14 protein-coding genes and 1 pseudogene are annotated in these 17,008 nt (G+C 61.3%); 10 read left to right on the forward strand and 5 right to left on the reverse strand.

All coding sequences use genetic code 11. The features are described 5' to 3' along the window. Positions 1 to 7: 7 nt before the first annotated feature. Entirely contained in the window at positions 8 to 1,795 is a 1,788-nt protein-coding gene (locus IVA78_RS28130) for a chloride channel protein (RefSeq protein WP_247337156.1), read from the forward strand. Position 1,796: 1 nt separating this feature from the next. On the opposite strand, the gene IVA78_RS28135 is transcribed toward IVA78_RS28130, so the two are convergent. Then, entirely contained in the window at positions 1,797 to 2,054 is a 258-nt protein-coding gene (locus IVA78_RS28135) for a DUF2798 domain-containing protein (RefSeq protein ID WP_247280534.1), read from the reverse strand. Between the two features lie 289 nt (positions 2,055 to 2,343). On the opposite strand from IVA78_RS28135, the gene IVA78_RS28140 reads away from it, so the two are divergent. Further along, a complete protein-coding gene (locus IVA78_RS28140) occupies positions 2,344 to 2,739 on the forward strand; it encodes a hypothetical protein (protein WP_247468793.1) in 396 nt (131 codons plus the stop codon). Between the two features lie 371 nt (positions 2,740 to 3,110). On the opposite strand, the gene IVA78_RS28145 is transcribed toward IVA78_RS28140, so the two are convergent. After that, positions 3,111 to 3,368, reverse strand: coding sequence for a hypothetical protein (locus IVA78_RS28145; RefSeq protein WP_247460513.1), 258 nt, complete (start codon positions 3,366 to 3,368; stop codon positions 3,111 to 3,113). 421 nt (positions 3,369 to 3,789) lie between these two features. On the opposite strand from IVA78_RS28145, the gene IVA78_RS28150 reads away from it, so the two are divergent. Continuing rightward, positions 3,790 to 5,427: a hypothetical protein gene (locus IVA78_RS28150; protein ID WP_247460515.1), complete on the forward strand. Its 1,638-nt coding sequence runs from the start codon at positions 3,790 to 3,792 to the stop codon at positions 5,425 to 5,427. Positions 5,428 to 5,798: 371 nt separating this feature from the next. Here IVA78_RS28150 and IVA78_RS28155 read toward each other — a convergent pair whose 3' ends face one another. Further along, complete coding sequence (locus IVA78_RS28155; protein WP_247460517.1) at positions 5,799 to 6,920, reverse strand: EVE domain-containing protein; 1,122 nt, start codon at positions 6,918 to 6,920, stop codon at positions 5,799 to 5,801. 476 nt (positions 6,921 to 7,396) lie between these two features. Here IVA78_RS28155 and IVA78_RS28160 point away from each other — a divergent pair, with 476 nt between their 5' ends. The 7 genes and pseudogenes from IVA78_RS28160 to uraD all read left to right on the forward strand — a co-directional run bounded on the left by IVA78_RS28160 (position 7,397) and on the right by uraD (position 13,159). Then, positions 7,397 to 8,137 (forward strand): hypothetical protein, encoded by a 741-nt coding sequence (locus IVA78_RS28160; protein ID WP_247460519.1) that lies wholly within the window; start codon positions 7,397 to 7,399, stop codon positions 8,135 to 8,137. Between the two features lie 16 nt (positions 8,138 to 8,153). Further along, positions 8,154 to 8,897: a thermonuclease family protein gene (locus tag IVA78_RS28165; protein ID WP_247460521.1), complete on the forward strand. Its 744-nt coding sequence runs from the start codon at positions 8,154 to 8,156 to the stop codon at positions 8,895 to 8,897. Between the two features lie 187 nt (positions 8,898 to 9,084). Further along, positions 9,085 to 10,128, forward strand: coding sequence for a hypothetical protein (locus tag IVA78_RS28170; RefSeq protein WP_247468795.1), 1,044 nt, complete (start codon positions 9,085 to 9,087; stop codon positions 10,126 to 10,128). A gap of 428 nt (positions 10,129 to 10,556) precedes the next feature. After that, a pseudogene (locus IVA78_RS28175) lies at positions 10,557 to 10,823 on the forward strand (hypothetical protein); the annotation flags it as partial. A 91-nt stretch (positions 10,824 to 10,914) separates the two neighbouring features. Then, positions 10,915 to 11,328: a DUF3830 family protein gene (locus IVA78_RS28180; protein WP_247301922.1), complete on the forward strand. Its 414-nt coding sequence runs from the start codon at positions 10,915 to 10,917 to the stop codon at positions 11,326 to 11,328. Then, positions 11,329 to 12,264, forward strand: coding sequence for an allantoinase PuuE (gene puuE, locus IVA78_RS28185; RefSeq protein WP_247460525.1), 936 nt, complete (start codon positions 11,329 to 11,331; stop codon positions 12,262 to 12,264). Between the two features lie 7 nt (positions 12,265 to 12,271). Further along, complete coding sequence (gene uraD, locus IVA78_RS28190) at positions 12,272 to 13,159, forward strand: 2-oxo-4-hydroxy-4-carboxy-5-ureidoimidazoline decarboxylase (RefSeq protein ID WP_247460680.1); 888 nt, start codon at positions 12,272 to 12,274, stop codon at positions 13,157 to 13,159. 180 nt (positions 13,160 to 13,339) lie between these two features. Here uraD and IVA78_RS28195 read toward each other — a convergent pair whose 3' ends face one another. Next, complete coding sequence (locus IVA78_RS28195) at positions 13,340 to 16,066, reverse strand: molybdopterin cofactor-binding domain-containing protein (protein ID WP_247460527.1); 2,727 nt, start codon at positions 16,064 to 16,066, stop codon at positions 13,340 to 13,342. After that, positions 16,063 to 16,890: an FAD binding domain-containing protein gene (locus IVA78_RS28200; RefSeq protein ID WP_247460529.1), complete on the reverse strand. Its 828-nt coding sequence runs from the start codon at positions 16,888 to 16,890 to the stop codon at positions 16,063 to 16,065. Before IVA78_RS28200 ends, IVA78_RS28195 begins: the two co-directional genes overlap by 4 nt. Positions 16,891 to 17,008: the final 118 nt, after the last annotated feature.

The raw sequence follows: 17,008 nt of genomic DNA on the forward strand, positions 1-17,008 counted from the left end.
GCAGAAAGTGTTCGTGCGGATCAGACATCTCGTCGATCGCAAGGGGACGAACCGTACCATGGTTCGGCTGCGTGCCCTGCTGCGCAGCAACGAGTTCTACCTGATCCCGCTCGCGCTGGTGATCGGCACGCTCGCGGGCGCGATCGTGACGCTGATGGCCGAGATCGCCCAGATCGCGCACGTCGTGATCTACGGCATCCCTGTCGATGTCCGCCTCTCGTCCAATGCGAGCGTCAGTCCCTGGGCGGCGCTGATCGCGCCTGCACTCGGCGGGCTCGCGCTCGGCATCATGGAATGGTCGCGGCGGCGCATGAAGATCTCGAATGCGGTCGACCCGATCGAGGCAAACGCACTGCGCGGCGGTAATCTGTCGATGCGGGACAGCTTGGTGGTGTCGAGCCAGACCCTGATCTCCAACGGCTGCGGCGCCTCGGTCGGCCTCGAAGCCGGCTATACCCAGATCGGCTCCGGCATCGCCTCGCTGCTCGGCAAGTTCTTCAATCTCCGCCGCAACGATCTGCGCCTGATGGTCGGTTGCGGCGCTGCCGCTGCAATCGCGGCGGCGTTCGGCGCGCCGATCACCGGCGCCTTCTACGCCTGCGAGCTCATCGTCGGCGTCTATTCGGTCGGTAGCGCTGCTCCGATCCTGGCGGCCTCGCTCGCCGGCGCCCTGACCGCGCAATGGCTCGGCGGCGCGCCGTACTCGCTGGAAATACCGAAGGTCAGCGCCGTCGGCGTCGAGCAGTACCTCGCCCTGATCGGACTTGCGCTCGTCACCAGCGGCGTCGGCATCGCCGTGATGCGCTCCTCGCCGACGTTCGAGCGCCTGTTCGCCTGGATGCCGGTCTGGCTGCGTCCGGTGATCGGCGGCCTCATCGTCGGCGGCTTCGCGATTGTCACGCCGCAGGTGCTCGCAGCCGGCCACGGCGCCATGGTGCTCGATCTCTTTCATGACATGACGATCGGCCTGATCGCACTGATCATCGCCCTGAAGGTGACAGCCTGCCTGATCTCGCTCGCCTCGGGCTTCCGGGGCGGCCTGTTCTTCGCCTCGCTGTTCGTCGGCAGCCTGATCGGCAAGTTCTTTGCCGCGGTGCTCCTCTTGATCAGCCCGAACTTCGTGATCGATCCGCTGGTCGCGATGCTGACCGGCATGGCGACGCTCGGCGTCGCCATCGTCGGCGGTCCCTTGACGATGTCGTTCCTGGTGCTGGAGATGACCCGCAATGTCGACGTCACCGCCGTGGTGCTGGCCGGCTGCATCGTCACCTCAATCTGCGTCCGCTTCATGTTCGGCCATTCCTTCTCGACCTGGCGCCTGCATCTGCGTGGCGAGACCATCCGCAGCGCCAACGACGTCGGCTGGCTGCGCAACCTCACCGTCGAGCGCTTGATGCGTTCAGACGTCGGCAAGGTTCCGTCGACCACGACGATCGCGGCCGTGCGCCGCGAATTCGCGCTGGGGTCACGGCCCGGAATCGTCGTCGTCAACAATGCCGACGAATATGTCGGCCTCGTCATGCTGCCCGACCTGTTCTCCAACGACCTCGACACCATCGCCGACGACATCCAGGTGGTCGAGCTGGCGCGCCTGACTGATATCGTGCTGATCCCGGAAATGAACGTGAAGTCGGCGATGGCGGTGTTCGACGAGGCGGAAGCCGAGATGCTGGCGGTGGTTGATTCCACCGACAGCCGCAAGGTGGTCGGCTTCCTCACCGAGACCTTTGCCCGCCGCCGCTATGTCGAGGAAATCGACAAGGCGACGCGCGGGGTTTTGGGGGCGCTGTCGTAGTCTATTGGCCTTGTCGAGGTGGCGAGGCGACGAGGCAGGCTACGATCCGGCGGACCAGTGGCAGCACCACGAGCAGCGTCGGAAACGCGACGAGCCATGACAGCGCCCAGGCGCCGGGCCAGGTTGCCAGGAACGCCGGCGTTGCGCCGAGGCTCCGCAGCGTCGAAATGACCGACACCACCGCGGTCATGAGGACGGACAGCACAAAGGGCATTACGATCGGCGCATAGCGCGCCGGCAGTTTGCGAACCGCAATCATCTGATTTCTTTCGAGGAAAAGGACGCGTCGATCACGTTGAACCCTTAAATGGCATCGATTCCGACGGCGTCGGTTGATGCGTTGGTTCACGTCAAACGCTTACGGCGACCGAAAAACGGCGCGGCTGTTCATTATCCGCTCAGGTTTGATGGTTCAAGCTGGACGTAGTCGTTCGGTTTACAATCGTTCAAAGCGTGGCAGATCGCCGCGATCAGGAAACCATCTCAGTGGTTTGCGCGTTACGTGTCGTTGCTTATGGCTCTTTGGGCGAGAACAGAGGAAGGTCAAAATGAGCATTGGACCCATGATTCCCGCAGCCGGCCGCAGTACGCTCGTCGCCGCGTTCGCAAGTCTCGCCCTGATCGCAGTCTCCGCCTCGCCATCCGTGGCCGCTTCGGCCGGGGCACCGCCCGCCAGGGCAGACGTCGCTGGCCAGGCCGTATCGGGCGCCACCGATTTCAGCGCCGCTCGCCGTCATCGCTATTACCGGCGCGGCCCGAACGCAGCGGGCCTCGCCTTCATGGGCGCGGCGGCAGGCCTGATCGGAGGAGCAATCGCCGAGAGCCAGCGCCGCGAATACTATGAGAACCGCTATTATTATGGCCCGGGTCCTTACTACGGCGGCCCGGGCTATTACGGCGGCGGTCCTTATTACGGTCCGCGCTACTATTCCCAGCCATATTAAGCGATCGTTTTCGCCATAGGCCGCGGGTGCGATCGGCACGTCATCGGTCAAATCTGCGGCAAGCTTCTGGAACGCGCGAAGAAGGGGCGGTGCTTTGCACCGCCCCTTTGTTGTTTCCAGTTTCGGCTCTCCCGGCCGTCTCATGTGTCGCCTGCCTGTCAATCCCCTCGCGCGAAAATATTCCGCTTTACCGAAATTCGGAAATGACGTATGTATCGGCCATCCCGGCTCATCCGAGAGGGGCGATCATGTGTCGTGATGATCGCGGAGCCGGGCTTGCGGTGGACGCGGCAGCGTCGGGCGCGAGAGGCCAAGGGCAGGGCGGATTGCTCTCCGTGAGCCCTTAAGCTTCGCGCAGACGGACGGCGCTGTCAGGTTCGTCGCGCCAGCATGTCGATGGCAAAGTGCACAACGCCGTCGAACCCTGCGGCGCAGGCGAGCCGCGCGTACGGCAAAACCGTGTGGTCCTGGCCGTCGTTGCTACGGTCAAGCTCTTGCGGATGCGGCATTGGCGTCAACCGGCGCGGTGTCCCTGACTTCCACGAGGGCGAGGGAGGCCAGAAGGAATTCGGCTCCCAGGAGAGCGCGGCATAAGCCGTCAAACCACTGCGCAGGGAGATGACGGTCACAAAAAATCATATAAATCAATGAGGTCTAGCCGTCGTGTCCTCATTTGTGTCCCAATCCGTTTGGGCCCCGTCGCCTGATAAATTTTTCGGTCCTCACACATTTGCGCCTGGACGACCAACGTTGCGTTGGCTCGGTCAGCGCCCGCGTAATCCCGATGTGCGCGAACATGGATGAGAATTCGAGCAGGCGACGTTCCGTGGACGCGGCTGAGGGCGAGACCGGACTAAACCGGATGGCAGCCCTTCGACCGTTAGATTAACGAAGCTCTCTCGTCTCGGCCCGTCGTTTTCCGAGAGATTAGCCTTTCATCTTAGGAAGACAAATCAGCGGGATTTTGACAATCCAGTGGCTTGGCTCCTATCGTAATCTTGGGTTGAACATGAATTTGCACCCGTAGAAATACGGTGCGGGGGCTGTCAAGTGAAAGCAATCGAAAAAGCGCGCGGTGTCGTCACGCAAACGCTGGGGCGGCTCAATATAGCGGCACAAATCGCCGTCATTGCGCTCGTCTGTATTCTCGTCGGCGGTCTGGTTTTTTGGGTCTGCAATGAGCTGGTCTACTACCTCGTCGCGCGCAGCTATGCCGAGGAACTTGCCGATGCGTATGATTTAAACGCCGGAACGACTCGGGCAATTCTCTGGGCTAGCTTTGCGGCTATCGTGGTCCTTGCGGGCTACAGCTTCTCGCTCTCTAAGAAAAAGCGGAGGGTGGGGTACACGGGTTTCCTCGTGCTTGTGATCGGACACTCGCTGCTGCTTGGACGTATCGATGCGAACTTTCGGAAGAACGGGGTAGCCGAGAAATGCTACGTGATGACTCGCACCAGCATCAAAACACTGAACCGCGTTGGGATCGATCCAGAGACCGGGCGCGAATGTCGCCCTCTCACACCGCAGATTGCCGAAAAGATCACGGAATACAGAAACGGCCATCGGCCAAAGCAGATCACATCGAACGATCCAACGTTCTTTGATCCAACTACTGGTGAGCCGGTCGTTTGGTACTCGAAGACCGGCAGCGACCAGATCGAATTGTTCGATCTGATGGGCTTTCATCCTAAAACCGGAGAAGAACTGAGCCCGATCACACGTCAGGTCGTTGAAGCATGGAAGACTCAGTCCGCAAAAGTCGTTCGGCGCGTCCCTGTGCGCGTCAATGATCCTGAGAAATTCGGCTTCTTCGATCCGACGACAGGAGCAGCAAAGGTTTGGTACTGGCGCGGGGAGAATGGAGACTACGAGTTTTATGATGGTCCGGGCTTTCACCCCCGATCCGGTGATGAGTTCAAGGTCATTACGCGGGACATCATCTCCGAATGGCGTCAACAGCAGGAAGCCATTGCGACGCGGAAAAAGCTGGAGCAGGAACAGCGAGAAAAAGAGGCGCGCGAGCGCGCGGAACGCGAGGCTCAACAGGCGCGAGAAGCCGCTGAACGTGAGCGCCAAGCGCGCGAGGCTGCGGCCGAAGCCGTGCGAGAACAGCAGCAGAGCGGAAATGAATGCGACCGGCTTGCAGCAAACCCAACCGACCGCAGAAGGACGGCAGAAGGTGTTTCGTTCGATCTCTTGAAGCACCAAGCCGATCAGGCTTACGGCGCTTGCGCGCGGGCGGTTGCGACGTTCCCTTCGGAGCTTCGCTATCAATACCAGCTCGGTCGCGCCGCTCAGTTTAAAGACAAGAGGCAAGCCTTCGAGATATTCTCCCGGTTAGTTCAAGCAAGTTACCCGGCGGCCTTCGACAATCTTGGTGGGATGTACCTGTGGGAGCGCAAGGATGCCGCAACGGCTATCTCCTTGTTCAAACGAGGCAGCGCACTGGACGATGCCGACTCAATGGTGAGCCTTGTCGATTTGATCGATAAAGGAATGCTCCCAACACCCGATCCGGCGCAGACAAAATTGGCGTTGCTACATCGCGCCGGTGAACTCGGGCATGCGGGAGCGCAACGAGGGTACGAGACCGAACTACAGAAAGCCAATCAGGACCGCATCAATCAGGTGAACCAGCAACAAATGATGCAATTGTTTGGAGCATTCGTTCGCGGAGTGGCAAGATAGGTGCGAGCGATGGCATCAACTTTGACGACGGAAGCGAAGACTCAGGATGAAACTTTCGGATGAGAAAATCGCAATTGCCGGTCTAGTGGGGCTGGCGCTGTGGATTTTCGTGGCGCTGCCTATAATATATTCGCAATCGCCATCCGGCAGTCAGCTTACCTTTTGGGGATTGGACGGTACGGCGTGGACGGCAATAGGTGCGATGGCAAACGTCGTTTATTGTGGCCTTACGGCTGGTCTCCTCGGTTTTGCCGTCTACCAAGTCCTTTCCGCCAAGGAAGACGCCAAGATCAATAGGACGCTAGCGGCGTGCGACAAGTACGACACGGATCCGGTGTTGGATAGAGTAACTCGCCGCTTGCCTCGTAGCTTCAGCGATGGTTCGTTACAGCCACGTTGTCGATAGTGTCTGGGCCACCATCCGCCAATGGAACGACGTGGTGAACCTCGGTGTAATTTACTCGCTCAGCTGTCTCGAAAGTCGGATGCGAGCAATTCGCGATCTCGCAACGGTGAGACGCACGCAATCTGGCGATGGCAATAACGAGTGGATTGCGTTCATACGTGCGGGAGCTGAGAACGCGAGTGGCGGGCCGTCGCGGTTCAACCAAGTTCTGGGCTTCATACTTCGCGAGAAGCTGATCAAGCGTCAGCTCCTCAAGTCTGTCCGCCTCGTCCGCAGTGATGCTCGCCCTCGCACTTGCGTCTGCCGGCCGGTGCCCCTCGTTTTGAATAGTGCCCCATACCCGGACGAATTCGCTCTCCAACTCGGCCGTTCGGATTGACTTCGTGGCGGCATCATAGAACTCGTCCCATACCGTCCTGTCGGCTTCGCCGGCACCGGACATTCCTTCGCCCGCTCCACGGGGATCAAGCGACCGAAAGTTCATCACCTTCGCATAAACACCGCTGACTGCCCGACCGATTGTCAAGGCGACCGTAGCCACTGGGGAGCCCGCAAGGCGCGATACGGGCTGACTAAATGTTCGCGCATATGCCCAGAGGCCAGCAAGCGACTCATTACGAGTCCAATCGCGCCCGGTTCTGGTCCACAATGCGTCTAATCGAGCAGCCTGCTCCGGTGTAATACGATAATTCGTACCGGCCTGCATCTTCAGGTTCGGAAGGTCTCGAAGCACAGGATCTTCCAGGCACCAATCGCGCCTTAAGACTTCCCTCTTAGTGGCAACTTTCACCAGCCGCATGGCTGCGCGCACCTGAGGGGCGTTTGCGCGGGGACCTTGTTCTCGCCAGAACTGCACGCCTTCAGGGTCTTCCTCTCGCAGTTCTAGAGAGGATGTGACAATCGCCTCAGCGATAATGCCCGGTATGGCATTCTGCGAACCTTGGTTGCGCCATAAGAAGACGCGGTCCCCAACAGCAATCTCGGCTGCGTAGCGGGTGACCAGCCAAATGACTTGCGCAGGTCGTGATGCTAGATAGGCTTCAATATCGTACTCGTCTGGATTGTCTTGAAAGATCCAAGTCTGCATGAACAAGTCTCCGACTAACGACACGCGCGGGTCGCCCCGCGCTTGTTCCGTCTTTCTTTGAGCACCAATGTGTTCTTACTGGTGCGTGCCGTAGCGGTTGCCAGTGTTCACGTTACGATAGCTGCCGCCTCTATGAGACGACCCGAGACCCCCTGAATAGTGTCCCCCATGGCTCGATGTATGATAGCCACCACCATAGGAGACGCGCCCGCCGCCTCCGTGTCCACCTCGGGCATGAGCAATGGAAATTGAGCAAAGGAGAACAAACGAAAGCAGCGCAACATTTTTCAACATAGTCTTCCCCTGAAGTTGACATCCGATCTCTTCCTGAGTTGCATCGATATGGCAATGCGACTTTGGCAAACCCCGGGATTGCCCGAATGCAGCTTGCGACTGAGCGTCTTAATAGCACCTTCGAACTATTGATTTCGCGCAGTGGTTGATGTTTGTATCGCGCTCGGGTCTGGGGGCAAGTCATGCGTAAATCGGGCATTGTGGCGCTGTGCGCTGTACTAGGTGGCTGCGTCACCAACGCCGAGACGGTTCAGTTTCGGCCATCAAATCCACAGCAACAGGCGCTCGTGCGGGATGGGAAGGCGGCCCTTGTGTCGCGCCAGAAGAGTTCTCTCGTCCTAGTCGGTCCGGCCTCGCGACAGGTGCACGCAAATGGTCGGCCGGTCTTCGTTGTTGCAATAAACAACTTGGGCAAGGGCCCCGTAGATTTCCGGGTATCCCAAGTGGAAGCCACTCAGCATGCGGGCGGGTCCGACTACGGAATGCAGGTCGTAACCTACGAGATGCTGCTCCAAGAGGAAAAGAACCGACAGGTCGCAGCGGCAATCTTCACAGGGTTAGCCGCCGCTGGGAACGCCTACAGCGCTTCGCAGGCCGGATACGGCCACTACACGACCCCCAGCGGCAGGACAGGTACTTTCTACAGCCCGACCGCAGCGGCAATCGCGCAGGGCAATGCGAGCGCGCAGAATGAGGCGATGATCGCTTCCACAGTCGAAGCCGGGCAACGCAATATGGCCGTCCTTGAGCAGTCGGTCATCAAGGACAACACGCTCATGCCCGGTGAGTGGTACGGCGGGCAATTGCATCTCGCGCCCCCAGTTGCCACTGAGGGCGGAGGACCGAAGACTTACACCATCGTCATTACTGTTGGCACTGATCGGCACGTGATCGATATCGCGCAAGGACCGGCTGGAGCCTGAAGGCGTACGGTTGCCTATGCACAAGATGCACGCATTCCTGCTTGGATTAGGACTCGCAACGACGATCCTGTCCTGCCCAGAGGCGCTCGCCACGAAAACTCTCTCAGGTGCGCCATTGATTGTCGATGGCGATACCGTTCAGATTGAGCAGAGCAAAATGCGGTTGCAAGGCATTGACGCGCCCGAGACAGATCAATTGTGTCTCGACGCACATGGTAAGACGTGGGCCTGTGGAATTGTGGCTCGTGATCTACTCGTTGCTTACTCAGCAGGACGAGAATGGGACTGCGATCTGAACGGCCAAGACCGCTACGGCCGCTCTCTTGCAACGTGCTTCATTGAAGGCGAGGACGTTGCTGGCTGGATGGTGCGCCAAGGCTGGGCTCTCTCATTTACGAAGTACTCACATTCCTATGACTCCAATGAGATGACGGCTCGCGAGGCGCGCTTAGGCTTATGGCAAGGAGCGTTCATCGCGCCTTGGGACTGGCGGCATCGAAACAAAAAAACCGAGGTCTTAGGCGCCGCATCGGTCCCGGTGAATGCTCAATCAATATTGCTGGGCGCAGTTTCGGCTGCTGCCGCTCCCGATCCAAATTGCGTCATTAAGGGAAACGTAAACCGTAAGGGAGAACACATCTTTCACTCGCCCGGTCAGTTGAACTACTCAAAGATCGCCATGGACAAGGGCCTCGGTGAACGCTGGTTCTGCACTGAAGCGGAGGCCGAAACAGCGGGTTGGCGCAAAGCTGCTCGCTAAAAAAGAAAAAGGAACTCGACTTTGAAACTAACTTCAATGGTGCTCGCGCTTTTGATCGCGCTTTCAACCCCTGCCATTTCAGTGATTTCCGCTTCGGATGCCGCTGCGTGGGGGCGACGGAGCTATCATAAACATTCATACAAACATCGCGGCGAACCTTGTTGGCGGACCAATCGGCTAGTTCAGAATGCGCAGTAACCTGACGTCGCTGGACTGGGTTGAGCTTGGAAGGTCAATTGCCAAGCTCGCAGGCGCTCGTCTTATTTCGACGGCTGTCGCGATTGTGGTTGGAAGTTGGCTTCCGTGCCATGCCGCCGAACTAGCCATCCACCCGCTAGGCGAATTCACCTTCATAGACGTGTCAGGAGACTTCGAGAAGGGTGATGCTAGTCTGTTCGCGGAAAGGACGGCGAATGTACCAAAAGCCATTGTAGCGCTACGAAGCGATGGTGGAAGCCTTTTAGCCGGGATCAGTATCGGTGAAACAATCCGCTTGCGCGATCCGCTCGGCTATTATCGCAACAACTTCATGACCGCGCGCGGGCCACGAGCTTTGAGAACACCGGCGTTTCGAGGATGCCGAGCCGGATATAAAGGCCGACGCCGACCGGGAAATGCCATCTTGGGAGCTTACGTCAACAAACTTGGCCTGTCGTACTCCGCAGTAATATACATAACGCAAGCATCGCCTGCATCGATGACTTGGTTGAGCGCAGAAGATGCCAAGAAGAACGATATTGAGGTGAAACTCCTTGAACCATCCAAAACGAGTTCAGCCCTAGCCCCCTCGCAGGCAGACCCGTCACATTCACCTTCCTCGCTCCGCGCGAAGGTCAGTGAATTCGTAAGGCTCTTGTTTACTGTATGGTCCGGCCCTAACGATAAAGTCGCGGCAGTTCTTCCGCGTCTGTACGGCGCACATGTCCTCTTTTACGGTCGCGATCTCTCGGATAACGAGGTCGTCGCGGATAAGATGAAATCGATAAATCGGTGGCCTCAGCGCCTGTACAAGATGCGTGAAGGTTCACTTACTGTAGAATGCAACGAGGCGGTCGGCTCGTGTAAAGCAAGTGGCATAGTGGATTGGATGGTTCGTAGTCCTGCACGGAATGCGCAAGGCAGCGGCTCAAGCAGCTTTGAATACACTTTTGAAATGCGCGATGGACCGTTGCGGATTACGGCGGAAGGCGGAAGCGTAATCAGCAGACTGCCCACCACCGCAATCCGCTAAGTCATAAGTCCTGTTTCATTCCATCCCGACGAAGTCGTTTGGCTCGGCCGCGCACCAGTAACTGCCAGCGTTTCAACTAGTATGCCCAGCTTGTCATCGAGGGCATATGCGGCCGCGACGAATTCCCGGACTTCCTGATCAGAGAGGATGACGTTGCGGGGCTTCTTGCGCACCTGTATGCCGCTGTGCAGTTTTCTGCGTGTGCCTTTCGCACAGCGGACCGTGGGTGCTAGGTCAGCACCCGGCCTTCCGCCCTCCCGGCTTTAAGGGTGGAGCGACGAAGCAAAGCTCGGGCGAAATCCGCCGCGAGGATGCGAAGGCGTGTCTGCGCATTCGGCTAAATATTCCGCAATCGCACCCGCGGCGCCGGTGGACTTGCCCGCCGCAATCCGGTTCAATGGTCGCGTTGAGTTTTCAGAGCGACAACGATGTCCAGATATCTGCTGGTTCTGCTGCTGATCGCCTCGCCGGCGGCTGCGCAAGTCAAGATGAAGCCGCAGACCACGGCGGCGCATCCGGACCCCTGTGCCCCGATCGGGCGTACGGCGGATGGCAAGTTGGTCTACTCCATGACATGCGAGACCCTGCCGGCGCCGCCCCCGTCGCCGCACACGGAACTGAAGGAGGCGCCGCTGCCTGCCGCGGAGCCGGAGGTCCGGCGGAGCGGCATTTTCGGCTGGTCCTACGACCGCCGGGGATGCGGCTACGCCCCTTGCGCGAAGCCCGACGGAATGCTCTTTGCCGAGGAGTCCACGGTGGGCTACGCCCCCGACCCAGAGAGATGAGATGAGCAAACTCGTTATCCGCGCCGGCGATTTCACCTTCGATGCCCGCTTCGAGGAGCAGCTGGCACCCAAGACTGTCGCCGCCTTCCGCAAGGCGCTGCCGTTCGAAAGTCACATCATCCATGTGCGCTGGAGTGGCGAAGGGGTGTGGATGCCGCTCGGCGATTTCGATTTCGGCGTCGGCTACGAGAACCACACGAGCTATCCCGCGCCCGGCCAGATCATCCTCTATCCCGGCGGCATCAGCGAGACCGAGATCCTGCTCGCCTATGGTGGCGTGCATTTCGCGAGCAAGATGGGCCAGCTCGCCGGCAACCATTTCATCACGATGACTTCGGGCCTGGAGAATCTGGCGACGCTCGGCAAGAGCGTGCTGTGGAAGGGCGCTCTACCGATCCGCTTCGAGGAAGTCTGAGTGACCGACGCAAGCTACCCGCGCGATCTTCGCGGTTACGGCCGCAATCCGCCGCATCCCGAGTGGCCCGGCAACGCGCGGATTGCGGTGCAGTTCGTCGTCAATTTCGAGGAAGGCGGCGAGAACAATATTCTGCACGGCGACCGCGCCTCGGAAGCCTTTCTGTCCGACGTGCTCGGGGCGCAGCCCTGGCCGGGCCAGCGCCACGCCAACATCGAATCGATGTTCGAATATGGCTCGCGCGCAGGCTTCTGGCGGCTGTGGCGGATGTTCGGCGAACGCAACTGGCCGGCCACCGTGTTCGGAGTCGCGACCGCGCTGAAACGCAATCCGGAAATCGTAGCTGCCATGAAGGAGGCGGGCTGGGACATCGCCAGCCACAGCCTGAAGTGGATCGAGCACAAGGACATGACCGAGGCGCAGGAGCGCGCCGAGATCGCCGAAGCCATCCGCCTCCACATCGAGGCGACCGGATCGCGGCCGCTCGGCTGGTACACCGGGCGCTCCTCCATCAATACCAACCGTCTCCTGATGGAGGAGGGCGGCTTCCTCTATCTCTGCGACTCCTATGCCGACGATCTGCCGTATTGGGTCAGGGGCGCAGGCGGCAAGCAACTCATCATTCCCTACACGTTAGATGCCAACGACATGCGCTTCATCAACCCGCAAGGGTTTGCCGACGGCGAGCAGTTCTTCACCTATCTGAAGGATGCCTTCGACGTGCTCTATGCGGAAGGGCTGACCGCGCCGAAGATGATGTCGGTCGGCCTGCACTGCCGCCTTGCCGGCCGGCCTGGCCGCGCTGCGGGGCTGATGCGCTTCCTGGATTATATCGGCAGGCACGAGCGCGTCTGGGTGCCGACGCGATTGCAGATCGCGCAGCACTGGCACGACAAGCACGCGCACCTTGCGGCCGACGCATTCGAGATCGAGTGAGAGGATGATGTCGCAGATCTCGCTGGCCGACCTCAACGCCGCAAGCAAAGCCGATTTCGTCGCGGCACTCGCCAACGTCGTCGAATATTCGCCATGGATCGCCGAGCAGCTCGCCGGCAAGCGGCCGTTCGCGGGCATCAACCAGTTGCACGCCGCGCTGATGGCGGCGATCCAGAGCGCTGAACCGGACGTGCAATTGGCATTGATCCGTGCGCATCCCGATCTTGCCAACAAGACGCAGCGCGCCGCCGGTCTCACGGCGGAATCGACGGACGAGCAAAACAGCGCCGGCCTCGACCGGCTGTCGGACGCCGAATTCGCGGCGTTCGAGCGCGTCAACAATGCCTATCGGGACAAGTTCGGCTTCCCCTATATCGTCTGCGTCCGCCGTCACACCAGGGATTCCATCCTGCGTGACTTCGAGACGAGGCTGCTCAACATCGTCAAGACCGAGACAAGGCGTGCGATCGAGGAGATCGGCCGCATCTCCGCGCTGCGGCTGGATCAGCTCATCGTCGCCGGCGACAAGCTGAAGGTGCACGGCCGGATGTCGACGCATGTGCTCGACAATCACACGGGCAAGCCCGCGCCCGGCATCCCGGTCGAGCTGGTCGAGCTTGCGAATCTCGGCGAGAACCGTGTCATTGCGCGCACAGTGACCAACTCGGACGGCCGCACGGATCAGCCGCTGATCGGCGGTCGCCCCATGCCGATCGGCCGCTACGAGCTCAGGTTCAGCGTTGCCAGATATTACGCCGAGCGTAACGTGCCGTTGTCCGACCCGCCGTTCCTCGACGAGATTCCGCTGCGCTTTGCGGTCAGCGAGCCGGAGGGGCACTATCACGTGCCGCTCCTGGTCACGCCGTGGAGCTATTCGACCTATCGCGGCAGCTAAAGCATGTAAGTTCGATGGGCTGTCGTTGGTTCACCTCTCCCCGACGGGGAGAGGTCGGATTGCGCAGCAATCCGGGTGAGGGGCGGTGGGACTCAGTGAGACCCAAACCCCTCACCCGGATCGCATCTTCGATGCGTTCCGACCTCTCCCTACGGGAGAGGTGAAGCGAACCATCCCGCTCTAGCCGCCAAACTTCTCGAGCAGCGCCGGAAACAGCCGGTCCGGCTTGAAGGGCGGCGCGGTGAAGCGGATGCCGGTGGCATCGGCAATCGCGTTGCCGAGCGCGGCCGCGACCGGATTGTACGGACTCTCGCTCATCGATTTCGCGCCCAGCGGTCCGATCGTGTCGGACGTCTCGGCGAAGAACACCTCGGTTCGGGGCACGTCGGCGAAGGAGGGCAGGTGGTAGTCGCGGAACTTCGGGTTGGTGACCCGGCCGTCTGCGTCGATCACCATCTCCTCGTAGAGCGCGGCGCCGAGCGCCTGCGCGACACCGCCTTCGAGCTGCCCGCGGCATTGCATGGGATTGGCGACGACGCCTGCGTCGGCCGCGTGCACGCTCCTGAGAATCTTGAGCTCGCCGGTGCCCTTGTTCACGGCAACGCGAAAGCCCTGCACGTTGAAGCCGACTGAGCGGGGCGTGCCGTCCGAATTGCCGATGCCTGCCAATGGCTGTCCCCGTTCGCGCGCGAGCTTCGCCAGCTCCGTAAAAGGCATGCGCCGGACGCCGCTAACGACGGCGTCAGCTTCAAGCGCGCAGCTCCCGGCATCGCACAGCCAGGCGTCTGCGGCCGCCGCCTTCAGCTCGGTCGCAAGCTGTATGGCCGCCGCATGCGTCGCCTTACCGGCAACGAACATGCCCGCGCTGCCATAGGCGCCGGTGTCGTGCCCGCCATGGGCGGTGTCGGATTGGCGCAGGCGGATCCTGTCGACGGTGGTCGCAAGCGTCGTTGCAGCGATCTGCCGGTGCACGGTGCTGGTGCCGTTGCCGAACTCAGCAGTGCCGACGGTCAGGTCGAAAGCGCCGTCGTCGTTGAGCGCGATCATGGCGTCGGCGATATGGCCTGCCGGCGGCACCGTGTCGATCATGGTCAGCGCGATGCCGTCGCCGATCAGCCATTCCGGCAACAGGTCCGGTTGCGGGCCATCGGCCTGCATCGCGCGCTCGACGAGGTCGAGGCACTGGTCGAGCCCGTAGGAGCCATAGACGACGTCGTGATATTCGGACGGCGGCGGCGACAGCATGGGGTCGCCGGGCCTGACGATGTTGCGCCGGCGCATTTCGTAGGGACTGATGCCGAGCTGCTTCGCCAGCTCGTCGATCGCGGCCTCCACCGCGATCAATGCCTGCGGCAGGCCGTAGCCACGAAACGCACCCGCCGGCACCGTGTTGGTGTAGACGGCGGCGCCGTCGACGCGCTTGTTCGGACAATTATAGACGCTGATGGATTCCGCCAGCGCGTGGAACATCACGGGGCCGGCGTGATTGCCATAGGCGCCCGTGTTGGAGAGCACGTCGAGCTGGAGCGCGGTGAGCTTGCCTGCGGCATCGGCGCCGGCCTTGATGTGGACCCGCATCGGGTGGCGCGTCGAGGTCGCGATGAACTGCTCCTCGCGGGTCAGCTCGAGTTTCACCGGCCGCCCGGTCTTGAGCGTAGCGAGCGCCAGGACGTCCTCGACGAACATCTCCTGCTTGCCGCCAAAGCCGCCGCCGACGCGCTCGCAAAACACGCGGACGTTGTCCATGGGAAGCTTGAAGATATCGGACAACGCGCGCCGGGTCAGGAACGGGACCTGCGTCGAGGTGCGGACGTTGAGCACGCCCGCGTCGTCGAGCCAGGCCAGGCCGCCATGGGTCTCCAATGCGGCGTGCTGCACACGATGACTGTGAAAGGTGCCCTCGAAGGTGACGGCGGAGGTCGCGAGCGCAGCGGCGACGTCGCCGAATTCGCCATGCGTCTCCGCGACGAGATTGCGCTGGGCGTCAGCGACGCGGTTCGCGATGGTGCGGGCAGGATGAACGACGGGCGCGCCCGGCGCCATCGCCTGCTCCGGATCAATCAGCGCGGGCAGGATCTCGTAATCGACCTTCAGCCGACGGCACGCCTCCTCGGCGGCCGCTTCGCTCTCGGCAACGACGGCGGCAACCTTCTGACCGACGAAGCGGACGACGTCGTCGAGGATGCGGGTGTCCTCGGGATCCATCCACTCCTTCTCATGCCGCGCGGTCGAAATCAGGACAGGCGGCGCATCCTCATGCGTTAGCACGGCGTGGACCCCGGGGACGCCAAGGGCGCCCGACTTGTCGATCGCAACGATCCTGGCGTGGGCATGAGGCGAACGCAGCAGCTTGATGTGCAGCAGTCCGTCGATGGCGGTGTCGAAGGTGTAGCGCGCCTTGCCGCGCACGATGTCGGGACCTGCAGGGGCCGGCAGGCTGCGGCCGAATGCGGCGCCGGCCTCGACGCTCGCCTCGACATTGGTCTTGCCGAGGATCGCATCCTCGATCGAACGATAACCGGTGCAGCGGCAGATATTGCCCTTCAACGCTATGCCGAGATCGGTGCGCTGCGCCTGGTTCAGCGAGGCGCAGGTCAGGATCATGCCGGCGGTGCAGAAGCCGCATTGAAAGCCTTGCGCATCGAGGAACGCCTGCTGCATCGGATGGACGCCGTGGTCCCCGCCAAGACCTTCGATCGTGGTGACGGTGCGCCCCTGGACGCGGAACGCCGGGATCAAGCAGCTATGTACCGGCTCGCCATCCAGCAGCACCGTGCAGGCCCCGCAATCACCGGCATCGCAGCCCTTTTTCACGCCGAAATGGCCGAGCTCGCGCAGGAACGTGCGCAGGCACTGGCCGGCGCGCGGCTCCTGCGCAAACGCCTTGCCGTTGACTTCGAAGCTCATGATGGCGATCCCCCCAGGAGCTCGCCGCGGATCTCCTCTGCGAGCCGCAGCGTCATGTGCTTGCGCCAGAGCGGCTTGCCATGGATGTCGGTATGGTACATGTCGTCCGTGATCTGCTGCGCGATCACATCGCGAAGCGCACTCGGGTCCGGGCTCTTGCGAAAGGTGAGCTGGATCGGCCGCACCGTCGATGCGGTAACCGTCAAAGTCAGTGTGCCATCCGGATCGAGGCTACCGATCAGAAGCGCCGCCGAGCGGCCGACAGGCGCCAGCGAGATCTGGCGAAAGGCGGTACGGCGCCTGAACGCGGCAATCGGGATATCGATCTGCCGGACCAGGTCGCCTGACGTCAGGCGGTTGCGCTGGTTGCCGGTGACGAAGTCGGCGACGGAGATCCTCTGTTCACCGCCGTCGGCCTTCCAGATGGTGCAGACGCCCTCGAGCGCTGATGTGAGCGAGATCATCGGTCCCGCAGGCAGCGACATGCAGAGATTGCCGCCGACCGTTGCCGTCTTCCAGATCTTGAACGAAGCAAGAAAGGCCCGACAGCACTGGCCGATCAGCGGCGCCGCGAGCCAGTCGGACGGGCAGGCGAGACCATCGAGCTCTGCGATGGTGCAGGTGGCGGCGATGCTGAGATGGCTCTCGGTGATCGTCAGCGCCGGCCATTTCAGGTCGGTGAGATCGATCAGCCGCGTCAGGTGGACCTGCGGCTCCGAGAACAGCCAGGTGCCGCCTGCGAGCCACGCGTCGCCCGCCGTCCAAACGGGCAGCTGCGCCCGCGTTTGCGGATGGACGACGGCTGTGATGGTATTCAAATCCATGGTTGCGCCAACGCTTCCGCCGGGTGAATCGGACAAGAGAAAGTCTTGCAAGACCGGAGCCAAGTCGCAACAACAAGTCGCAGCCGGAACGCAATCGGGCTGGCCTCTGCCTTGCAGG

This window comes from Bradyrhizobium sp. 137 (assembly GCF_023074095.1).
GTDB lineage: Bacteria > Pseudomonadota > Alphaproteobacteria > Rhizobiales > Xanthobacteraceae > Bradyrhizobium.